Raw genomic sequence first — 20319 nt, 5'->3', positions numbered from 1 at the left:
ACCCACGAACGTCGGTGCGTCACCGACGCTCCATGTTACCGGCCGGTCGTCGGCGCCGCGTACTGGACGTCGACGGTGTGGTCGACGAACCCCTGTCGGCGGTAGAGCGCCAGCGCGGGTCCGTTGTCGCCCTCGACGTAGAGCGCGACGGCGTGCAGGTCACGGTCGACGAGTCGCGCGGCGCCGGCGCGCATGAGGACCCCGCCGAGCCCCCTGCCCTGCAGGTCCGGCCGGACCGCGACGGCGTAGTACTCGCCGACCCCGTCCTCGACCTTGAGCCAGCAGGAGCCGGCCAGCTCGCCGTCGGCGTCACGCAACAGGACCAGGTCGTCCCCGGAGAACCACGCGTCGGACTCGCGGGCGCGCAGGTCGTCGAGCGTCATCCGCCCCTGCTCGGGGTGCGACGCGAAGGCCGCGGCGTTCAGCGCCAGCCAGTCGGCCTCGTCCCGCGGGGAGCCGGCCCGGAACGCGTCGAGTCGGTAGCCGTCCGGGAGGCCCGGGTCGGCCGCCGTCGTCGGCACGGGTGCGCGCAGCTGCAGCAACGTGCGCTCCGCGGACCATCCCGATCGGGCCGCGAGGGCACGGGCGGCGGGGTGGTCACCGTGTGCCCAGGCCCGCGTCGGCGGGTCCGCCAGGGCGAGCACCTGCTCGACGAGACGGGTGCCGATGCCGCGACCCCGGGCCTCCCGGCGGACGAAGACCTCGACCTCACCGTCCCGGACGACCGCGATACCGGTGTCGTCACCGAGGACGTGGGCGCGGCCGGCGCGCAGGTCGACGAGGGTCTGGTCGGAGAGGGGGGGAGCCTCGCCGTCCGCGATCGCGGCGTCGGCGAGCTGTTCGACGATCGCGAGCACTACTGGCCCTGCGAGCGGTCGTCGTCGTCGTGCACGTTGAAGCGGTACCCGACGTTGCGGACCGTGCCGATGAGGGACTCCAGGTCCCCGAGCTTCGCGCGCAGTCGTCGGACGTGGACGTCGACCGTGCGGGTGCCGCCGAAGTAGTCGTAGCCCCAGACCTCGCTGAGCAGCTGCTCACGGGTGAACACCCGGGCCGGGTGGGTGGCGAAGAAGCGGAGGAGCTCGAACTCCTTGAAGGTGAGGTCGAGCGGCCGGCCGCGGACCTTCGCGGAGTAGCTCGCCTCGTCGATGACGACGCCGGAGGCCTGGATCTTCGACCCGGTCTGGTTCTTCGAGGCGCGTCCGGCGTTGAGGCGGATGCGGGCGTCGACCTCGGCGGGGCCCGCGGACTCGAGCACGACGTCGTCGATGCTCCACTCGGTGGTCACCGCGGTGAGGCCGCCCTCGGTCACCACGAGCACGACGGGTGTCGTCGAGCCGCTCGTCGCGAGGATCTTGCAGAGGGCCTTCGCGCTGACCAGGTCGGTCCGGGCGTCCACGAACATCAGGTCGCTCTGCGGTGCGTTGACGAGCTGTGCGGCCTCGGCGGGCACGTGCCGGATCCGGTGGCTCAGCAGGCCGAGGCTCGGCAGGACGTCGCCGGGCGCGGCCGAGGTGAGTACCAGGAGCTGTGCCACAGGACCTCCAGAGGCAGATGACGTCGTTGCGCCATCCTAGTGAGCCCGCGGAACCGACCCGGACGGACGGTGCAGCACGCGGCTGTCATGATGGGGACGTGAGTGAGACGACGGACCCCGTGGGCCCCGACCCGGTGGTCGTGCCGAGCCAGCGACGGCTGCGGCTGACGTCGGTGGTGCCGGTGTGGTTGCTCGCGGTCGCCGGAGCGGTCCTCGTCCTGACCCTGACGCAGAAGGACTCGTTCGCCTGGCTGCTGCTCGTGTTCGTCGCGGCGGTGTTCGTCAGCTTCGTCCTGCAGCTCGCGACGCAGACGAAGGACGGCCTGGTGGAGCGGATCAGCATCGCGTCGTCGGGGTCCTTCGTGGTCGTGCTCGTGACGGCGCTGATCCTGCTCGTGCGCTGAGGTCCCTGGCTTCTCGGTCCGGGCCGCGTAGACTTCCGGCATGGATTCGCTGCTTGCGCTCGAGCTCTTCTACGTGGGCCTGCTGGGCCTGGCGTCGCTCGCGATCGCCTTCATCTCGGTGACCGTCGTCGTCAAGCTCTTCAAGGGCCAGCGGTGATCGAACTCCCCGAGGGCCTCTCCGCCGAACTCGTCCCGCTGTCGTGGCTGGTCGGCGTCTGGGAAGGCACCGGCGTCGTCGAGTACCCCGTGGGTGAGGACGACGACGTCCGGACGTACGAGTTCGGGCAGCGCGTGAGCTTCAGCCACGACGGTCTGCCGTACCTCAACTACTCGTCGACGACGTGGCTGCTCGACGACGACCACACGCCGCTCGCTGCCGAGATGGGCTACTGGCGGCTCGACCGTCCGTCCGAACCGGGTGACCGCGGTCCCGCGTTGCTGCTCGGGGACGGCCCGGTGCCGTTCTCGACCACGCAGAGTGTCGAGACCCTGCGCAACCAGACGAACGGCTTCGACGTCGAAGCGGCGATCATCCACCCGACGGGCGTCAACGAGCTCTACGTCGGCCGCGTCAAGCAGGGACGCATCGACCTGGCGACCGACGCGGTGATGCGCTCCGCCAACGCCAAGGAGTACTCGGCCGCCACCCGGATGTACGGCCTGGTCGAGGGCAAGCTCTTCTGGGCGTGGGACATCGCCGCCCTCGGACGTGAACTCACCTCGCACGCCTCGGGGCAGCTCGCGAAGGTCGACTGATGGCCTCGCCGTTCGCTGTGCGTGACGGGTTCGTCGCCTCCGCTGCCGGGCCCGCGGCGCACTTCGGCAACCCGCTCGGGGAGCAGCGTCTGCTCGCCCGCGGTCGCGCGGTCGTGGAACTCGGACTCGGTGTCGTCACGGTGTCGGGTCCGGACCGCCTGTCCTGGCTGAACTCGATCACGTCCCAGCTGCTGCTCGGCCTGGCACCGGGGGTGAGCACCGAGACGCTGGTGCTCGACGCCTCCGGTCGGGTGGAGCACGCCGCGCGGGTGGTCGACGACGGCGAGACCGCCTGGCTCCTCACCGAGCCGGAGGACGCCGGGCCGCTCGCCGCCTGGCTGTCCTCGATGCGGTTCATGCTGCGGGTGGAGGTCACCGACCGTTCGGCCGAGTTCACGACGCTCGGGTGGTTCGACGGCGCCGACCCGCTGCACGGTACTTCGCCGCTGGTCACCTGGGTCGACCCGTGGTCGTCCGTCACGCCCGGTGGGTGGGGCTACGCCGACCTGGAGGCCCACCCCGGCACCGACTGGACCCTCCGCATCGCCGTGGTCATCCCCGACACCGCTGCACAGGTGGCCGCGTCGGACGTGCCCGCCGCGGGTCTCCTGGCGCTGGAGGCCCTGCGGATCGCCGCCTGGCGTCCGTCGCTGTCCGACGTGGACGAGCGGACGATCCCGCACGAACTCGACTGGCTCCGTTCCGCCGTGCACCTGTCGAAGGGCTGCTACCGCGGACAGGAGACGGTCGCGAAGGTGCACAACCTCGGACGTCCGCCGCGGCGCCTGGTGATGTTGGACCTCGACGGCTCCGACGGCGTCGTCCCCGCACCGGGCACGCCCGTGACGCTGGACGACACCGAGGTCGGGCGGCTCGTGGCGTCGGCCACGCACCACGAGCTCGGGCCGATCGGGCTGGCGGTCGTCAAGCGGTCCCTGGACCCGTCGGCCGTGCTGTCCCTGACCACCGACGACGTCGTCGTGACCGCGGCGCAGCAGGTCATCGTCCCGCCGGGTGCCGGCGCGACGGCCGACGTCCCGCGCCTGCCACGCCTCGGGGCCGTCCGCCGCGGCTGACTCCCGTGGCCGTGGCGCTCGCTGCGTCCCGCACGGCTGGTGATCGCTGCACGGCACCGGTGTTCGTCCGTCGCGTCGCGACCGTCCGCGGTGCTTCGACGAACACCGGTGTCCAGCCGTGCCTCCCGGCCGGCCGGGATGTGGACCGCCGGAGCGGGCGCGTCAGGCGGGAGCGACCGCCGACCAGGGGACGCTGAGTTCGCCGAGTCGCCAGCGGCTCGTGCCGTGCAGGACCGGCCAGCCGCGGTCGCGCATCCCGCGGACCGCTGCGATCCAGCGCTGCCGCGGGCCGTACGTGCCGAGCGGTGCCGCGACCGCCCAGGCCAGGTCGAGGTCGCGGAGGAACCCGTGCACCCGCTCGCCGGGGACGTTGCGGTGGATGAGCGCCTTCGGCAGCCGCTCCGCGACGATGCTCGGGACGTCGAGTCCGGCCAACCGCAGCGCGACGGTGAAGGTGTGCGGGGCCTCCCGGTCGAGCGTGACCCACGAGGCGACCCGACCGACCTCGTTGCAGGTGCCCTCGACGAGCTGCCCGCCGGGTTGCAGCCGGTCCTGCATGATCCGCCAGGACCCGACGACGGCGGACTCGTCGTACTGCCGCAGGACGTTGAAGGCCCGGATGACCGCGGGTCGTCGGCCGCCCGGGGTCGGGGTCTCGAAGCCGCCGAGCCGGAACGTCACCCCGTCGCGGGTGCCGGCGTTCGCGAGGGCGACCCGCGACGGCTCGATCTCGATCCCGGTGACCTCGACGTCGGGTCGGAGCCGTGCCAACCGGTCGCGGAGCTCCAGCGTCGTGGTCGGGCTCGCGCCGTAGCCGACGTCCGCGACGAGGGGGTCGTCGGTGCGCCGGAGGACCGGGAGGGCCGCGATCCACCGGTCCACCCTGCGGAGCCGGTTGTGCCCGGTCGTCCCGCGGGTGACGGCGCCGATCGGCGAGGAGTTCCCGGGCATGGGACCAGGGTACGGGTGGAGCACTGCTCGGTAGACTCGGGCGCATGACCTCCACGCTCGTCCTGCTCCGTCACGGCAACAGTGACTGGAACCAGAAGAACCTGTTCACCGGTTGGGTCGACGTCCGGCTCTCCGAGCTGGGTGAGAAGGAGGCGAAGCGGGCCGGCAGTCTCATCGCCGAGTCCGGCATCGTCCCCGACGTCCTGTACACCTCGCTGCTGACCCGGGCGATCCAGACGGCCGACATCGCCCTGCTCGAGGCCGACCTGGCCTGGCTGCCGGTCAAGCGCGACTGGCGCCTCAACGAGCGGCACTACGGCGACCTGCAGGGCAAGGACAAGGCCCAGACGCTCGAACAGTACGGCGAGCAGCAGTTCATGGAGTGGCGCCGCTCGTTCGACGTCCCGCCGCCCCCCATCGCGGACGACGCCGAGTGGTCGCAGCACGGTGACCGTCGCTACGCGGACCTCGGCGACGAGCTGCCCCGGACCGAGTCGCTGAAGCTCGTCATCGACCGGTTGCTGCCCTACTGGGAGTCGGACATCACGAAGGACCTCGGCGCGGGCAAGACCGTCCTGGTCACGGCGCACGGCAACTCGCTGCGGGCACTCGTGAAGCACCTCGACGGCATCTCGGACGACGACATCGCCGGGCTCAACATCCCCACGGGCATCCCACTCGTCTACGAGCTCGACGACGAGTTCCGTCCGACGAAGCCCGCGTACTACCTCGACCCCGAGGCCGCTGCCGCCGGTGCCGCGGCGGTCGCCGCCCAGGGCGCGAAGAAGTAGTCCGGACGTACCTGCGGGAGCGGAGACGCGCGTGGCGCGGGGTGTCGAGACGCCCCGCGCCACAGCTGTCTCGGGCGTCGGCCGTCTCGGGCGTCAGCCGTCTCGGGCGTCAGCCGAAGTGCGCGGCGATCTCCTGCACGAGGGCTCCGACGTCGTAGGGCTGCGCGGTCTGCACCCGGACGACCGGCCCCACGCCGACCGGTCCGGCTGCGGTTGCGTGCTCGTCCCAGAACGCCAGCACGTCGGCGAGGTCACCGTGCACCTCGTGGCGGATCGGCATCGTGCCCGGCTCGTAGCGGTCCCGCAGTCGGGCCTCCGCGGTCTCCCGGTCGACGTCGCACCACACCTCGACGACGCGCGGCGAACCGGCGGTGGTGAGCCCGGCCTCCAGGAAGTCCCGGTCGCGTGACGGCAGCAGGACGGCGTCGACGACGACCCCGTTCTCGACCGCTCCGGCCATGGACCACAGCGTGTCCATCGCGATCCCGCCGAGCGTGCGCGAGGGGATCGTCGGGCCGGCGATGTCGGCGAGTGGCTCCTTCACCCGGTCCTTCGACAGGAAGGGGCAGCCGAGCACCTCGGCGAGGGCGGCACCCACCGTGCTCTTGCCGGAGCCGGGCATGCCGTTGACGATGATCGCGACCTGGGCCATGCCTCGATCCTCCCACCTCCGCGAAACGCAAGGTGGGCGGCTCCCCGCAACGGAGTACCGCTGCGAGCAACCGCCCACCTTGCGTTTTGCGGACTCACCCTGGGGGCAGCCCGCCGGCCTCAGGCCGGGGACGTCGTGACGTTGGCAGCGCCGGCCCAGTCGCCGGTGGCCAGGTACTCGACCTTCTTCGCGATCGAGACCGCGTGGTCGGCGAATCGCTCGTGGTACCGGGAGGCCAGGGTGGCGTCGACCGTGTCGACCGGCCCGCCCTTCCACGCCTCGCCGAGCACGAAGTCGAAGACGCTGGCGTGCAGCTCGTCGACGGCGTCGTCCTCGTCACGGATCTCGGCGGCCAGGGCGATGTCCTCGGTCGCGAGCAGGCGCGTGAGCTTCTGCGACATCGCGACGTCATGTGCGCCCATCTGCTTGAAGGTGCCGCGCAGGCCCTTCGGGACGACCTTCTCGGGGAAGCGCTGACGTGCGAGCTGCGCGATGTGCTCGGCCATGTCGCCCATCCGCTCGAGCGACGAGCTGACCCGCAGGGCGGTGACGACGACCCGGAGGTCGCGGGCGACGGGAGCCTGGCGGGCGAGGATGTCGATGGCGACCTCGTCCAGGGCGGACGCGGCGGCGTCGATCTTCGCGTCGTCGGCGATGACCTCCTCGGCGAGGGCCACGTCCGACTCGCTGAACGCCTCGGTGGCTCGGGTGATGGCGGACTCGACGAGCCCGGCGATCTCGGTCAGACGCTCTTGGACGTCCTGGAGCTCCTGCTGGAACACTTCGCGCATGGGGGAGGGCCTCTCTCTGCGTACCGGACGAGTGTCGTCAGCCCAGGTGAACGGTCGGTGACCTGCGGCTGAACGGTTCGCGATCCGGCCTGCTCCGGGGCGTGAACGGCGTCCGAACCGCGTGTGACCACTCCTACACTGGCGGCATGGACAACGCGTGGCTCGTGCCACTGTCGATGCTCCTCGGCGGTGTGTTCGGCGCGGGCGTCGTGGTGCTGATCATCACCGCCGAGCGCACGGCACGTGCAGCCGACGTGGCGGAGCGGAGCCTGCCGGACGGGGTCGCCGCCGTGATCGCCACCATGCACAACCCGGCCGTCGTGGTGGACCCCTCGAACACCGTCGTCGCCGCGTCGCCGCAGGCGCTGGCGGTCGGTCTGGTGGTGCGTCGGAAGCTCGTGCACGACGAGCTGGCGGCCCTGGTCGACCGGGTCCGGCGCAGCGGGGAGATGGGCGCCGAGGACCTCGAACTGCCCCGCGGCGGTCGGGGTGACGTGATGGGCTACCTCAGCTTCCGCGCGGCGCAGCTCGGCAACCGGTACGTGCTCGTCACGGCGGACGACCTGACCGAGAGCCGGCGCATCGACGAGGTCAGGCGTGACTTCGTCGCCAACATCTCGCACGAGCTCAAGACCCCGATCGGTGCCATCGGCCTGCTGTCCGAGACCCTCGTCATCGCCGCCGACGACCCGGCGCACGTCCGGAAGTTCGCCGCACAGCTCGTCACCGAGTCGGAACGACTGGGTGCGCTGACGAAGGACATCATCGAGCTGTCCCGACTGCAGTCCGTCGACGCGCTCGAGGCGAGCGAGGAGACCGGGATCGACAAGGTCGTGCAGGCCGCGATCGACGGCAACGAGGTCGTCGCCCGCGCCCGGGGCATCGAGTTGATCCGTGCCAAGAAGTCGAAGCTCCGCGTGATGGGGGACCCGGGCCTGCTCCAGGTGGCGGTGTCGAACCTCATCGCGAACGCCGTGAAGTACTCCCCGGACAACACCCGCGTCGGCGTCGGCGTCCGCGGCACCAAGGGCTTCGTGGAGATCGCGATCACCGACCAGGGCGTCGGCATCCCGGAGGCCGACCTCGACCGCGTGTTCGAACGGTTCTACCGCGTCGACCCGGCCCGCTCCCGTGCCACCGGCGGCACGGGACTCGGTCTGGCGATCGTGAAGCACATCGTCAGCAACCACGGCGGCGACGTCCGCGTCTGGTCGCAGCCCGGCAAGGGTTCGACCTTCACGATCCGCATCCCCGAAGCCGACCCCGAACTGACCACAGCACTCGAAGAGCAAATGGAAGAGCAGCCATCGTGACCAAGATCCTCATCGTCGACGACGAGCCGGCACTGAGCGAGCCCCTGGAGTTCCTGCTGCAGCGGGAGGGGTACGAGACCGCCGTCGCGGCCGACGGCGTCACCGCCCTGTCGAAGTTCGACTCCGAGAACCCGGACCTCGTCCTGCTGGACCTGATGCTGCCGGGTCTGTCCGGCACCGAGGTCTGCCGGCAGATCCGCACCCGTTCGAACGTCCCGATCATCATGCTCACCGCGAAGGACTCCGAGGTGGACATCGTCGTCGGGCTGGAGCTCGGCGCCGACGACTACGTGACGAAGCCGTACTCGACGCGTGAGCTGCTCGCGCGCATCCGTGCGGTGCTCCGCCGCCGGACCGAGGATGACCCGGGGGACATGGGCATCCTGCAGGTCGGCGGGATCCGGATGGACGTCGAGCGGCACACGGTCTCGGTCGACGGGTCCGAGACGCCGATGCCGCTCAAGGAGTTCGAGCTCCTCGAGCTGCTGCTCCGCAACGCCGGTCGCGTGCTCACCCGTGGGCAGCTCATCGACCGGGTCTGGGGCTCGGACTACTTCGGCGACACGAAGACGCTGGACGTGCACATCAAGCGGATCCGCTCGAAGATCGAGCGCGTCCCGAGCACGCCGGAGGTCCTCGTCACCGTCCGCGGGCTCGGGTACCGCATCGAGGCGTAGCCGCCACCGGCGGGCAGACGGACGGGAGGCCCGGGGCCGGTTCATCGGAACCGGCCCCGGGCCTCCCGTCGGGCGCTGCTGCACCGTGCCGTCGTGCACGGCGCGCCGCGGTCAGTTCGTGCCGTTGTCGCCTTCGGAGGAGTCCGTCTGCGAGCCGCTCTGCGTGCCCGGAGCCGAGGCGCCGCCGGTCGGCTCGCTACCGCTGTTCGACGGCGAGGTCGGCGTCGACGTCGGGGTGGGGCTCGGCGCGAGCGTCTGGTACTGCTCCTGCCCGCTCGTCAGGACCGGCACCGTGGCCGAGGCGCCCTCGGCACCGTCGTAGGAGAAGTACATCTTCACGAGCGAGCCGGGCTTCACGCTGACGTCGTCGAAGTCGACCGTGTCGTGCTCGCCGTCGTCCGCGAGGACGGTCGTCGAGTTGCCGGCGACCTCGACGGTCTGGTCGTCGCCGTCCACCTCGAGCGTGACGGTGCGGTCGTCGTCGCCGGTGTTGACCAGCGTCCCGACGAACCGGGCGTCCTTCCCGCTGTCGGAGATGAGCAGGGCGTTCCGCACGTCGATCGTGCCGGTGGACACATCGACACCGTCGGTGATCTGACGGATCTCCTGGGTGCGGGACGGCGACAAGAACTCGCAGCCGCTCGCACCGAACGCGATGGTCGCAGCGACGGCGACGGACACGAGTACCCGAGCTCGCAAGAGGTTCCTCCGGAAGTTCACGATGGTGGACCGAGCGGTCCTGGCGATCATCCTACCCAGGCCCCGGTCGGGTCGGAGGTCAGGGTGGGCAGCGCCCGGGCGGGTCCCGCGCAGGCCGTCGGGGTCAGGCCCCCCTTACCCGAACGTCCCCTGTGGTAAACTGGATGCCTGGGAACGGAGCCTGATACATGCAATTCGAGGTCGGCGAGACCGTCGTCTACCCCCATCACGGGGCGGCAACCATCTCTGAAGTCAAGACTCGCGTCATCAAGGGCGAGGAAAAGGTCTACCTGAAGCTTCGGGTGACGCAGGGTGACCTGACGATCGAGGTCCCGGCGGACAACGTCGACCTGGTCGGCGTCCGCGACGTGATCGGCAAGGAAGGGCTCGACAAGGTGTTCGAGGTCCTCCGGGCACCGTTCACCGAAGAGCCCACCAACTGGTCGCGTCGCTACAAGGCGAACCTCGAGAAGCTCGCTTCGGGTGACGTCATCAAGGTGTCCGAGGTCGTCCGCGACCTGTGGCGCCGCGATCAGGACCGCGGCCTCTCCGCGGGTGAGAAGCGGATGCTGGCCAAGGCGCGCCAGATCCTCATCTCCGAGCTGGCCCTGGCCGAGAAGACCGACGAGGACAAGGCTTCGACCGTCCTCGACGAGGTCCTCGCGTCCTGACGCCCGCTTGAGCACCACCACGAACGACACGACGACCGCACCGGCGCAGAGCCAAGCTCTGGCAGCCCGTGCGGTCGTCGTCGTTGCGGCAGGGTCCGGCACCCGTCTCGGCATCGGCACCGCAAAGGCGTTCGTCCCCGTCGCCGGGGAGCGCATGCTGGTCCGCGCGTTGCGGACCGTCCTGACCCTCGGAGAGCCGACCCTCGTGGTCGTCGTCGCACCGTCCGACCGGATGGACGAGTGCCGTGCCCTCGTCGCCGACGTGGCCGGTGCGGCTGCGGCGTTCACGTCGGTCGTGCCGGGAGGCGCGGATCGCCACGCCTCGGTCCAGGCCGGGCTGGCCGTGCTGCCGGACTCCGTCGAGACCGTGCTCGTGCACGACGCCGCGCGGTGCCTCACCCCGGCGTCGCAGTTCGAGCGGGTCTTCGCCGCGGTCGCCGGCGGCTCGGCGGACGGGCCGGCGCAGGGTGGTGTCGGCGTGGTGCCGGCGCTGCCGGTCACCGACACCGTGAAGCGCGTCGCCGGCGACGTCGTCGTCGAGACCGTCGACCGTTCGGCACTGGTCGGGGTGCAGACGCCGCAGGGCTTCCCGCTCGCGGCACTCCGTCGGGCGTACGCCGTCGCGGAGCGCGCAGAGACCGACGACGCCGGGGTGTTCCAGGCAGCCGGCGGTGTCGTCCGCACCGTGCCGGGCGACGCGGACGCGTTCAAGATCACCACGCGGTGGGACCTCGGTCGGGCCGAGGCCGTCGTCGCCGAACGAGCGGCTGCCCGCACGCTCGACGGGCGGGCGGGGTCGGACGTCCCGGTCGGGTCCGACGTACGTGTCGGGTTGGGTGTCGACGTGCACGCCTTCGACCCCGCCGTGCCGTGCCGTGTGGGCATGCTCGACTTCCCCGGCGAGCCCGGCCTCTCCGGGCACAGCGACGGGGACGCCGTCGCCCATGCGGTGTGCGACGCCCTGCTCTCGGCCGGTGGCCTCGGGGACATCGGCAGCCGGTTCGGCACCGCCGACCCGGTCTTCGCCGGCGCCGCCGGGAACGTCTTCGTGCGCGGTGCCGTCGCACTCCTGCAGGGTGCCGGACTCGAGCCCGTCCGCGTCACCGTCCAGGTGATCGGCAACCGCCCGCGCATCGGTGCCCGTCGTGACGAGATGCAGGACGCCCTGGCCGCCGCGGTCGGCGCTCCCGTGGCGGTGTCCGGGACGACGACCGACGGCCTGGGCTTCACCGGGCGGGGTGAGGGGCTCTGCGCGATCGCGACGGCAGTCGTCCGGTCTGCCGGCGCCGTCGCGCCCGCGCTCTGAGACCCGTCGGCCCGTTCTCCACAGGCTCCGAGTGGCCCCGTGTCACCGCGGGTGTGGCCCTCTAGGCTTGTCGCGTGACTGTTCGCCTGTACGACTCCCGCGCCGCCGACGTCGTCGACCTCGTGCCCCTGGTCGACGGACAGGTCAGCATCTACGTCTGCGGCCCGACGGTGCAGTCGTCGCCGCACATCGGGCACCTCCGGTCCGCGCTGGTCTACGACATCTGGCGTCGCTGGCTGAGCCACCGCGGGTACCGCGTGACCCTGGTGCGGAACGTCACGGACATCGACGACAAGGTCCTCGACCTGGCCGCGGGCACCGACGAACCGTGGTGGGCGCGGGCGTACCGCGTCGAGCTCGAGTTCACCGCCGCGTACACGGCACTCGGCATCCTGCCGCCGACGTACGAGCCCCGCGCGACCGCGAGCATCCCGCAGATGCAGGACATCATCACGCGGCTGATCGAGCGCGGGCACGCCTACCCGGCCGCCGACGACAGTGGTGACGTGTACTTCGACACTGCGAGCTGGCCGGAGTACGGCGCGTTCACCCGACAGCGACGTGACGACATGGTCGACGCCACCGACGCCGATCCCCGGGGCAAGCGTGATGCCCGGGACTTCGCACTCTGGAAGGGCAGCAAGGCGGGGGAGCCCTCGACCGCGAGCTGGGACTCCCCGTGGGGTGCGGGTCGTCCCGGGTGGCACATCGAGTGCTCCGCGATGTCCCGGCGCTACCTCGGGCCCGCGTTCGACATCCACGGCGGTGGCCTCGACCTCCGCTTCCCGCACCACGAGAACGAACTGGCGCAGTCGACCGCTGCCGGGGACGCCTTCGCGTCGCACTGGTTGCACAACGGGCTCGTGACCGTCGGGGGGCAGAAGATGTCGAAGTCGCTCGGCAACTCGATCTTCGCCGCCGACTTCCTCGAGTCCGCACGTCCGGTCGTCGTCCGCTACTTCCTCGGTGCCGCGCACTACCGATCGACGATCGACCACCACGACGGGTCCCTGGCCGAGGCCGAAGCCGCACTCGACCGCATCGACGGCTTCCTGTCACGGGCCGCCACGCGCCTCGAAGGCGTCCGGCTGAGCGACGCTCCGGCCGTTCCGCAGGGGTTCGCCGACGCCATGGACGACGACCTCGCGGTACCCCAGGCGCTGGCGGTGCTGCACGAGACCGTCCGGTCCGGCAACGCCGCTCTCGACGCCGACGATGCGGAAGCGCTCGGGGTCGCGTACCATCAGGTGGCTGCGATGGTCGAGGTGCTCGGCATCGACCCGCGTGCACCGCACTGGTCGGGTGGTGCGCACGACACCTCCGCAGCACCGCTCGCCGCCCTCGTCGAACGCCTCGTACAGGAGCGCGCCGACGCCAGGGCCGCACGGGACTTCGCCACGGCCGACCGCGTCCGGGACGATCTCGCAGGCGCGGGCATCACGATCGAGGACACACCGTCCGGAACACGCTGGAGCATCGCCTGAACACGGCAGTGCCGAACAGGAGAACTGCATGAAGAACGTCTCGGGGAGCAAGAAGGGTCGTCCGGGCGCTGTCCGTGCCGGCCGCAAGGGCAACAAGCAGGTCGGCTCCGGCGGCCAGGGTGCCCAGGCGCTCGAGGGTCGCAAGCCGACCCCGAAGGCCGAGGACCGCCCGTACCACCCGGCCGGCAAGCGCAAGGCCGCCAAGGAGCGGTTCGAAGCGGCCCGCACGCGTCGCGGTGGCAGCAGTGCGTCGGCACCGCAGACCCGCACCGGCGGTCGTCCGCCGGCGCGGAAGACCGACGACAGCGAGCTCGTGACCGGACGCAACTCCGTGCTCGAGGCGCTCCGCACGAAGACGCCGTCGACGACGCTCTACGTCGCCGCCCGCATCGAGGTCGACGACCGCGTCAAGGAGATCCTGACGCTCGCCAACCACCGGGGTGTGCCGATCATGGAGATCATGCGCCCGGAGCTCGACCGCATCACCGGGCACGACAGCGTGCACCAGGGCGTCGCGCTCAAGGTGCCGGCGTACGAGTACGCCGTGTCCGAGGACCTGGTCGAGCGAGCGTTCTCCCGCGACCAGGTGCCGCTCCTCGTGGCCCTCGACGGCATCACCGACCCGCGCAACCTCGGAGCGATCATCCGCTCCACGGCGGCGTTCGGCGGGCACGGTGTCATCGTGCCGCAGCGTCGCTCGGTCGGTGTGACCGCGTCGGCGTGGAAGACCTCGGCCGGTGCCGCTGCGCGCACGCCCGTCGCGATGGCCCCGAACCTGACGCAGACGCTCAAGTCGCTGAAGTCGATGGGCCTGTTCGTGCTCGGACTCGACGGGGACGGCGACGTCGAGCTCGACGCCCTGGCACTTGCCGACCGGCCGATCGTCATCGTCGTCGGTTCCGAGGGCAAGGGCCTGTCCCGCCTGGTCACCGAGACGTGCGACGCGATCGTGTCGATCCCGATCTCCAGCGCGACGGAGTCGCTCAACGCCGGCATCGCCGCGAGCGTCACCCTGTGGGAGGTCGCGCGGCGCCGTCGCTCCGCGTAGCGCGCACCAGACGACACCCGGGAGGCCCGGTGCCGGTCCACGAGACCGGCACCGGGCCTCCCGTCCGTCTGCCCGCCGGCCGGCGCCGTCGCCCGCGAACCCGTCGCCGAAGTCGCACGTCCTGCCGCCCGGCGGGCCGGGAGGCGGCAGGTTCTGCGACCTCGGCAGCGAGCGCTCGCCATGTCTCGCGACCTCGGGCTCGCCCGGGACGGCCGCGTGCCGACGTCGCACGTTCTGTCGTCTCTCCGGTCGGCAGGCGGCACGTTCTGCGACCTCGGCGCTGCACCGGCGGCACGTCGTGCGACCGCGACTCAGACCGACGCGCGCCAGTCGTCGACGTCGTCCTCGTCGTCGTCCAGGGGCAGCGCGATCGACGACGTCGGCGGGTTGATCAGGGTGCGCTCGTCCCGGCGGTGCCGCAGCACGTCGTTGATGTACGCGGTGGTGGCCTCGGGCAGGGAGACCGAACGCTCCTCCTGCTGGGACATGAACCACCGGTGCTCGAGCAGCTCGTGGAACACCTCGGCCGGTTCGAGTCGCCCGCGCAGGTCCCGGGGGATCGCACGGACGACGGGCTCGAACACGCGCGAGACCCACTCGTGCGCGACCATCTCCTCGTCGAGCTCCTCGCGGCCGTTCCGCGCCCGGTAGGCGTCCAGGTCGTTGAGCAGTCGTCGGGCCTGGTTCTCCTCGGCGTCGAGCCCGGTCAGGCGCAGCAGTCGGCGCTGGTGGTGCCCGGCGTCGACGACCTTCGGCTGGATGCGGACCTGGGCGCCGGCCTCGGCCGTGCGGATCGACAACTCCTCGATGTCGAAGCCGAGCGCGTTCAAGCGTTCGACCCGGTCGTTGATCCGCCAGCGCTCGCCGGCGTCGAACTGCTCGGGGCCGGTGAGCTCGGTCCAGAGGGTGCGGTACTGGGCCACGATCCGGTTCGACACGTCGACCGGATCGGCGTTCTCGTCGAGCCGTCCGCCGGCCTCGAGGTCCAGCAGCTCCCCGGCGATGTTGACGCGGGCGACCTCGAGGTCGTTCTCACGCTGCCCGTTCGACAGGCCGCCCGGGTAGAGCTTGCCGGTCTCGGCGTCGACCAGGTAGGCCGCGAACGAGCCGGCGTCCCGCCGGAACAGCGTGTTCGACAGCGAGACGTCACCCCAGTAGAAGCCGATGACGTGCAGGCGGACGAGCAGGAGCGCGAGCGCGTCGACGAGCCGCGTGGCGGTGTCGGGTCGCAGCGTCTGCGAGTACAGGGCGCGGTAGGGGAGCGAGAAACGCAGGTGCCGGGTGACGAGGACGGGCTGGAGGGCCTCACCCTCACGACCGACGCGGTTCGTGATGACCGCGACCGGGTCGACGCAGGGCACGTCCATCCGCTGCAGGGTGCGGAGCATGTCGTACTCGGACCGGGCCAGTTCGGCGCTGGTCTCCTTGACCGCGACGACGTACCCGCTCAGGTGCACGAACCGCACCAGGTGCCGTGAGATGCCCTTCGGCAGCGCGACGATCGTCTCGTCCGGCCAGGCCTCGAGGGGCAGGTCCCACGGCAGGTCGAGCAGGCCGGGGTCGACGGTGGCGGCGGTGATGGTCATGGAGTCGGGCACGACGGGTCCTCAGGTGCTCGGCGGTGGGTCTGCGGGACGGGAGGCGCGGTGCGGGCCCGCACCCGCGCCTCCCGTCCCGCAGGGGGAACGGCGGGAGCCCGCCACCCGCCTGGTGCGGCGGCTGGCGGGCTCCCGGTGGTGTGGATCAGGCGCTGATGACGGCCTTGTCGTCGAGGCGCTCGCCCGACTCGGCGTCGAACACGTGCACGTGACCCTGCTTCGGGCTCACGACGATCGTGTCACCGATCGAGGGGTGGTTGCGACCGTCGACGCGCGTGACGATGTCGGTGCGCGTGCCGTTCACGTCGGCGTGGCCGTAGAGGTAGCCGTCGGCGCCGAGCTCTTCGACGACGTCGACCGTGACGGGCAGGCCCTCACCGGACTGGGACACGATGATGTCCTCGGGGCGGACACCCACCGTGACGGCACCCGAGCGGGCGTTCGACAGGGTGTCGCGGTCGATCGGGTGGTTGAGCGACCCGAAGGTGATGCCACCCTCGACCACGGAGGCCGGCAGCAGGTTCATCGCGGGCGAACCGATGAAGCCGGCGACGAACACGTTGTTCGGCTTCTCGTACAGGTCGCGCGGGGTGCCGACCTGCTGCAGGATGCCGTCCTTGAGGACCGCGATGCGGTCGCCCATGGTGAGCGCCTCGGTCTGGTCGTGCGTGACGTAGACGGTCGTGACGCCGAGACGACGCTGGAGCGACGCGATCTGGGTACGGGTCTGGACGCGGAGCTTGGCGTCGAGGTTCGACAGCGGCTCGTCCATGAGGAACACCTGCGGCTGACGGACGATCGCGCGGCCCATCGCGACGCGCTGACGCTGACCACCGGAGAGCGCCTTCGGCTTGCGGCCGAGGTACTGCTCGAGGTCGAGCAGCTTGGCTGCCTCCTGCACGCGGGTGGCGCGCTCTTCCTTGCCGATGCCGGCGATCTTGAGCGCGAAGCCCATGTTCTCGGCGACGGTCATGTGCGGGTACAGCGCGTAGTTCTGGAACACCATCGCGATGTCGCGGTCCTTCGGCGGGACGTCGGTGACGTCGCGGTCGCCGATGCGGATGGCGCCGGAGTTGACCTCTTCGAGGCCGGCGAGCATGCGCAGGGACGTGGACTTGCCACAGCCCGAGGGGCCGACGAGGACGAGGAACTCGCCGTCGGCGACGTCCAGGTCGAGGGAGTCCACCGCGGGGCGGTTGCCTCCGGGGTACAGACGGGTTGCCTTGTCATAGGTGACGGACGCCATGAGCGTTCGGTCCTCTCCACCGGCAGGTACGTGCCGGACGATCCGTAGTGAAGCGACGACCCGCGAGGGCCGGCGGATGGTCGCCGTCGACCATCGCTGCTCATACAACACGAGTTCGCGGACCGGCGCCAGTGCGCAGCTGCCGGTCACCGGGGCGTTCCCTGCTGGTTGGCTGGTTCCCATCGGCCGCCACTACAATCGGCGGGTCCGTCCGCCGACCGGGGGGAGGCCGAGCGGACACCGACCAGGAGGACAGCCGCACGATGACCAACCGCCCTGAAGGTGACGACCGCGCTCGTGACGACGATGCTCGCGGTGACCGTGCTCGCGATGACCGTGCTCGTGACGACGGCGCTCGCGAGGACCGCGCCGGTGCCGCTCGTGCCGAACGGAACGCGCGTCGTGCCGCTGCCCGCGAGCGAGCCCAGCGCACCCGAGCCCAGCAGAAGCGCCGCCAGCGTGGTGCTCGACTGGGGCTGCAGATCGGACTCGGCGTGGTGCTCGTCGCCGCCGCCACCATCGTGACGCTCGTCCTCGTGAACTCCTCGCGTCCCGCCGGCCCCGGCCCGGACACGATGGCCGACGGCGGCATCACCATCAGCACCGGTCTGAAGGCCGTCGAGCCGGGCGCCGCGTCGAGCGGGCCGTCCGCGGGGGAGACCGCTTCGGCGGACCCCGTGCGGATCACCCTGTACGTCGACTACCTCTGCCCGATCTGCGGCGCGTTCGAGTCGACGAACAGCGAGTACATCGAGGGCCTGGTCGACTCGGGGGCCGCGACGATCGACATCCACCCCGTCGCGATCCTGTCGAACCGTTCGCAGGGCACGAAGTACTCGCTCCGTGCGGCGAACGCGGCGGCCTGCGTGGCGCAGGAGTCCCCCGACTCGTTCTTCGCCGTGAACAAGGCCCTGTTCGCGAAGCAGCCGGAAGAGGGCACGCCGGGCCTGACGGACGAGCAGCTCGCCTCGGTGATCACGAGCGTCCCGGGTGTCCGGCACGGCTCCACGATCGAGTCCTGCATCGACGACCAGCGCTACGGCAAGTGGGTCGACGAGCGCACCACCGCGGTGACCGGTGGGGACATCCCCGGCTCCGACCTGACGACCTTCCCGGGGACCCCGCTGGTGCTCGTCAACGGTCAGCAGTACCAGTACACGACCGCGTCGACGAACGACGAGTTCCGCACGTTCGTGGTCGGGGCCGCCGGCAGCACCGAGTCCACCCCGACCCCGACCCCGACGCCGAGCAGCTCGTCGTCGGAGACCCCGTCCGCGTCCGCCACCTCGGACTGACCGACCGACCGACCGGCCGGCCGCTCGGCCGCCCGACCTAGAGCGACGAGCCGGGAACGCTCAGGGTGTCGCAGCTCGTCGCACCGCGCTCGTAGCCGCGCTCGAACCACCGCTGTCGCTGCGCGCTGGACCCGTGCGTGAACGAGTCGGGGTCGACCTGACCGGTCGCCTTCTCCTGGATGCTGTCGTCACCCACGGCGCTCGCGGCGGACAGGGCATCGGCGATCTGGGCGCGGGTCACCGGCTCGAAGAACGTCGAACCGTCGGCCGCCTTCGTGGTCGCCGCGTCCCCCACCCACGCCCCGGCGTAGCAGTCCGCCTGCAGCTCGACGCGGACGCTGCCGGACGAGGCGCCGGTGCCGCTCCGGTCGGTGTCGGCGAAGGTGCCCTGGAGCTGCTGCACGTGGTGGCCCCACTCGTGCGCGACGACGTACATCTGCGCGAGTGGACCGCCCGAGGACCCGTAGGTCGACTTCAGGTCGTCGTAGAACGCGGTGTCCAGGAAGATCGCCCGGTCCGGCGGGCAGTAGAACGGCCCGGTCGCCGCCGACGCGGTGCCGCACCCGGTGTCGGTCGACCCGTCGAACAGGAAGAAGTCGGGCGTCGAGTAGGACGTCCCGAGCTGTTGCGACTCGGCGCTCCAGTAGGCGTCGAGTGACTCGGCGGCGCCCTCCATCCGGCACTCGACGTCGGCGTTGGCGTCACGGCCGGTCTGGCACTCGGCGATCGGTGTGGCCTCGACGCCGCCCTGTTGGATCGGGGTGAGACCGCTCCCGCCGCCGACCAACCCGCCGATGTCGACGCCGGTGAACTGCGCGATGAGGAACACCACGATCGCGGTGACGCCGACCGCGCCGCCGCCGATGGCCGTGTTGCGCCCGCGGCGCTTGACCTTGCCGCCCTGCAGCCGGGTGTCGTCGTTGAACGTCATGCTCCGAACGTACGGACGATCGGCCGACGCCGCCCGGAACCACGACGCCGCCCGGAACCACGACGCCGCCCGGAACCACGGCGCCGCCCGGAACCGTCCGGACCCGAACCGACGGGGAGAGCCGACGGAGTAGACCGGGGCACATGCCGATCCTCGACGAGACCCACCCCCTGTTCCTCCTCGCGATGGACCAGCGGTCCTCGCTCCTCAAGCACACGTACGACGAGGACTCGGGTGAGCCCGCGGACGAGGCCGAGGCCGAACGGGTCCGCGCCGGCAAGCAGCTCGTCTACCGCGGGGTCCTCACCGCTCTCGCCGCAGGAGCCTCCCGGGAGCGCACCGGCGTGCTGGTCGACGAGCTGTACGGCGCCGACGTCGCCCGACTGGTCAAGGAAGCCGGGCTGCAGCTCGCCATGCCGATCGAACGATCCGGCCGCGAGTGGTTCGAACTGGAGTACGGCGACGACTGGGTCGCGCACGTCGACGCGTTCGACCCGGACTGGGTGAAGGTGCTGGTCCGGGACAACCCCGCGTTCGACGCCGACTCCCGTGAGCAGCAGGCTCGCGCGCTCGCCGACGTCGCGGCCACCCTGCACGACGCCGGTCGCCCGTTCCTCGTGGAACTCCTCGTGCCGGGCACCGACGAGCAGACGGCATCGGTGGACGACTACGACCGGGACCTCCGCCCGGACCTCGTCGTCCAGGTGCTCGAGTTCCTGCAGGACCACGGGGTCGAGGCGGACGTCTGGAAGCTCGAGGGCCTGGACCGTCGAGAGGACGCCGAACGCGTCGTCGCGACCGCCCGCCGCGGTGGCCGCGACAGCGTGCAGTGCATCGTCCTCGGCCGGGACGCCCCCGAGGAGCAGCTCGACGCGTGGTTGCGCACGGCTGCACCGGTCGACGGCTTCGTCGGGTTCGCGATCGGCCGGAGCAACTGGGAGGAGCCGCTCGAGGACGTGGTCCGCGAGCACCTGGACACCGAGGCGGCCGAGCAGCTCATCGCCGCCAACTACCGGCACTTCGTCGACACCTGGCTGGAGGCCCGTGGCGGCGTCGAGCACGGGGTCGACGCCGGCGCGTTCTGACGCGGGAC

General features: G+C 71.3%; 21 protein-coding genes. 12 read left to right on the top strand and 9 right to left on the bottom strand.

The features are described 5' to 3' along the window. Positions 1-35: 35 nt before the first annotated feature. Both mshD and DEJ24_RS17225 read right to left on the bottom strand, forming a co-directional pair. Positions 36-857, bottom strand: coding sequence for a mycothiol synthase (mshD, locus tag DEJ24_RS17230; protein WP_111078130.1), 822 nt, complete (start codon positions 855-857; stop codon positions 36-38). Next, complete coding sequence (locus tag DEJ24_RS17225; RefSeq protein ID WP_110903438.1) at positions 857-1537, bottom strand: response regulator transcription factor; 681 nt, start codon at positions 1535-1537, stop codon at positions 857-859. The genes mshD and DEJ24_RS17225 overlap by 1 nt, the downstream gene beginning before the upstream one ends. A gap of 98 nt (positions 1538-1635) precedes the next feature. Between DEJ24_RS17225 and DEJ24_RS07880 the strand changes: the two genes are divergently transcribed. From DEJ24_RS07880 to DEJ24_RS07870, 3 genes are all read left to right on the top strand, one after another. After that, entirely contained in the window at positions 1636-1941 is a 306-nt protein-coding gene (locus tag DEJ24_RS07880) for a hypothetical protein (RefSeq protein WP_111078128.1), read from the top strand. A 153-nt stretch (positions 1942-2094) separates the two neighbouring features. Further along, positions 2095-2697, top strand: a complete 603-nt coding sequence (locus DEJ24_RS07875) for an FABP family protein (protein ID WP_110903436.1) — start codon at positions 2095-2097, stop codon at positions 2695-2697. Beyond that, complete coding sequence (locus DEJ24_RS07870) at positions 2697-3773, top strand: folate-binding protein YgfZ (RefSeq protein ID WP_111078126.1); 1077 nt, start codon at positions 2697-2699, stop codon at positions 3771-3773. Before DEJ24_RS07875 ends, DEJ24_RS07870 begins: the two co-directional genes overlap by 1 nt. 162 nt (positions 3774-3935) lie before the next feature. Here the strand turns inward: DEJ24_RS07870 and DEJ24_RS07865 are convergent, their stop codons facing one another. Beyond that, positions 3936-4724, bottom strand: coding sequence for a class I SAM-dependent methyltransferase (locus DEJ24_RS07865; protein ID WP_111078124.1), 789 nt, complete (start codon positions 4722-4724; stop codon positions 3936-3938). Between the two features lie 44 nt (positions 4725-4768). On the opposite strand from DEJ24_RS07865, the gene DEJ24_RS07860 reads away from it, so the two are divergent. Further along, entirely contained in the window at positions 4769-5515 is a 747-nt protein-coding gene (locus DEJ24_RS07860) for a phosphoglyceromutase (protein ID WP_111078122.1), read from the top strand. Between the two features lie 109 nt (positions 5516-5624). Here the strand turns inward: DEJ24_RS07860 and DEJ24_RS07855 are convergent, their stop codons facing one another. Next, a complete protein-coding gene (locus DEJ24_RS07855) occupies positions 5625-6167 on the bottom strand; it encodes an AAA family ATPase (RefSeq protein ID WP_111078120.1) in 543 nt (180 codons plus the stop codon). A gap of 119 nt (positions 6168-6286) precedes the next feature. Next, complete coding sequence (gene phoU, locus DEJ24_RS07850) at positions 6287-6958, bottom strand: phosphate signaling complex protein PhoU (protein ID WP_110903431.1); 672 nt, start codon at positions 6956-6958, stop codon at positions 6287-6289. 146 nt (positions 6959-7104) lie between these two features. Here phoU and DEJ24_RS07845 point away from each other — a divergent pair, with 146 nt between their 5' ends. After that, on the top strand, positions 7105-8271 hold the full coding sequence (locus tag DEJ24_RS07845; protein WP_110903430.1) for a cell wall metabolism sensor histidine kinase WalK: 1167 nt from the start codon (positions 7105-7107) through the stop codon (positions 8269-8271). Continuing rightward, positions 8268-8948 carry a response regulator transcription factor gene (locus tag DEJ24_RS07840; protein ID WP_110903429.1) on the top strand — a complete coding sequence of 227 codons (681 nt, stop codon included), beginning with the start codon at positions 8268-8270 and terminating at the stop codon, positions 8946-8948. Before DEJ24_RS07845 ends, DEJ24_RS07840 begins: the two co-directional genes overlap by 4 nt. A gap of 111 nt (positions 8949-9059) precedes the next feature. Here the strand turns inward: DEJ24_RS07840 and DEJ24_RS07835 are convergent, their stop codons facing one another. Beyond that, entirely contained in the window at positions 9060-9647 is a 588-nt protein-coding gene (locus DEJ24_RS07835) for a hypothetical protein (protein ID WP_146245958.1), read from the bottom strand. Between the two features lie 188 nt (positions 9648-9835). Between DEJ24_RS07835 and DEJ24_RS07830 the strand changes: the two genes are divergently transcribed. The 4 genes from DEJ24_RS07830 (at position 9836) to rlmB (ending at position 14156) form a co-directional block, all read left to right on the top strand. Next, a complete protein-coding gene (locus DEJ24_RS07830; protein ID WP_017888066.1) occupies positions 9836-10318 on the top strand; it encodes a CarD family transcriptional regulator in 483 nt (160 codons plus the stop codon). Between the two features lie 58 nt (positions 10319-10376). Further along, positions 10377-11624 (top strand): 2-C-methyl-D-erythritol 2,4-cyclodiphosphate synthase, encoded by a 1248-nt coding sequence (ispF, locus tag DEJ24_RS07825; protein WP_111078200.1) that lies wholly within the window; start codon positions 10377-10379, stop codon positions 11622-11624. A 74-nt stretch (positions 11625-11698) separates the two neighbouring features. Then, positions 11699-13108: a cysteine--tRNA ligase gene (cysS, locus tag DEJ24_RS07820; RefSeq protein WP_111078116.1), complete on the top strand. Its 1410-nt coding sequence runs from the start codon at positions 11699-11701 to the stop codon at positions 13106-13108. Positions 13109-13136: 28 nt separating this feature from the next. Then, positions 13137-14156, top strand: coding sequence for a 23S rRNA (guanosine(2251)-2'-O)-methyltransferase RlmB (gene rlmB / locus DEJ24_RS07815; RefSeq protein WP_111078114.1), 1020 nt, complete (start codon positions 13137-13139; stop codon positions 14154-14156). A 311-nt stretch (positions 14157-14467) separates the two neighbouring features. On the opposite strand, the gene DEJ24_RS07810 is transcribed toward rlmB, so the two are convergent. After that, positions 14468-15754, bottom strand: coding sequence for a DUF4032 domain-containing protein (locus tag DEJ24_RS07810; protein WP_111078112.1), 1287 nt, complete (start codon positions 15752-15754; stop codon positions 14468-14470). A gap of 145 nt (positions 15755-15899) precedes the next feature. After that, positions 15900-17000 carry an ABC transporter ATP-binding protein gene (locus tag DEJ24_RS07805; RefSeq protein ID WP_111078110.1) on the bottom strand — a complete coding sequence of 367 codons (1101 nt, stop codon included), beginning with the start codon at positions 16998-17000 and terminating at the stop codon, positions 15900-15902. A gap of 263 nt (positions 17001-17263) precedes the next feature. On the opposite strand from DEJ24_RS07805, the gene DEJ24_RS07800 reads away from it, so the two are divergent. Beyond that, entirely contained in the window at positions 17264-18295 is a 1032-nt protein-coding gene (locus tag DEJ24_RS07800; RefSeq protein ID WP_111078108.1) for a thioredoxin domain-containing protein, read from the top strand. A 37-nt stretch (positions 18296-18332) separates the two neighbouring features. On the opposite strand, the gene DEJ24_RS07795 is transcribed toward DEJ24_RS07800, so the two are convergent. After that, entirely contained in the window at positions 18333-19226 is an 894-nt protein-coding gene (locus tag DEJ24_RS07795; protein ID WP_111078106.1) for a neutral zinc metallopeptidase, read from the bottom strand. 143 nt (positions 19227-19369) lie between these two features. Between DEJ24_RS07795 and DEJ24_RS07790 the strand changes: the two genes are divergently transcribed. Beyond that, positions 19370-20311, top strand: a complete 942-nt coding sequence (locus DEJ24_RS07790; RefSeq protein WP_111078104.1) for a 2-deoxy-5-keto-D-gluconate 6-phosphate aldolase domain-containing protein — start codon at positions 19370-19372, stop codon at positions 20309-20311. The last annotated feature ends 8 nt before the right edge of the window (positions 20312-20319 follow it).

The organism is Curtobacterium sp. MCPF17_001 (genome assembly GCF_003234615.1).
GTDB lineage: Bacteria > Actinomycetota > Actinomycetes > Actinomycetales > Microbacteriaceae > Curtobacterium.
This window is presented reverse-complemented; position numbering and strand designations above follow the sequence as displayed.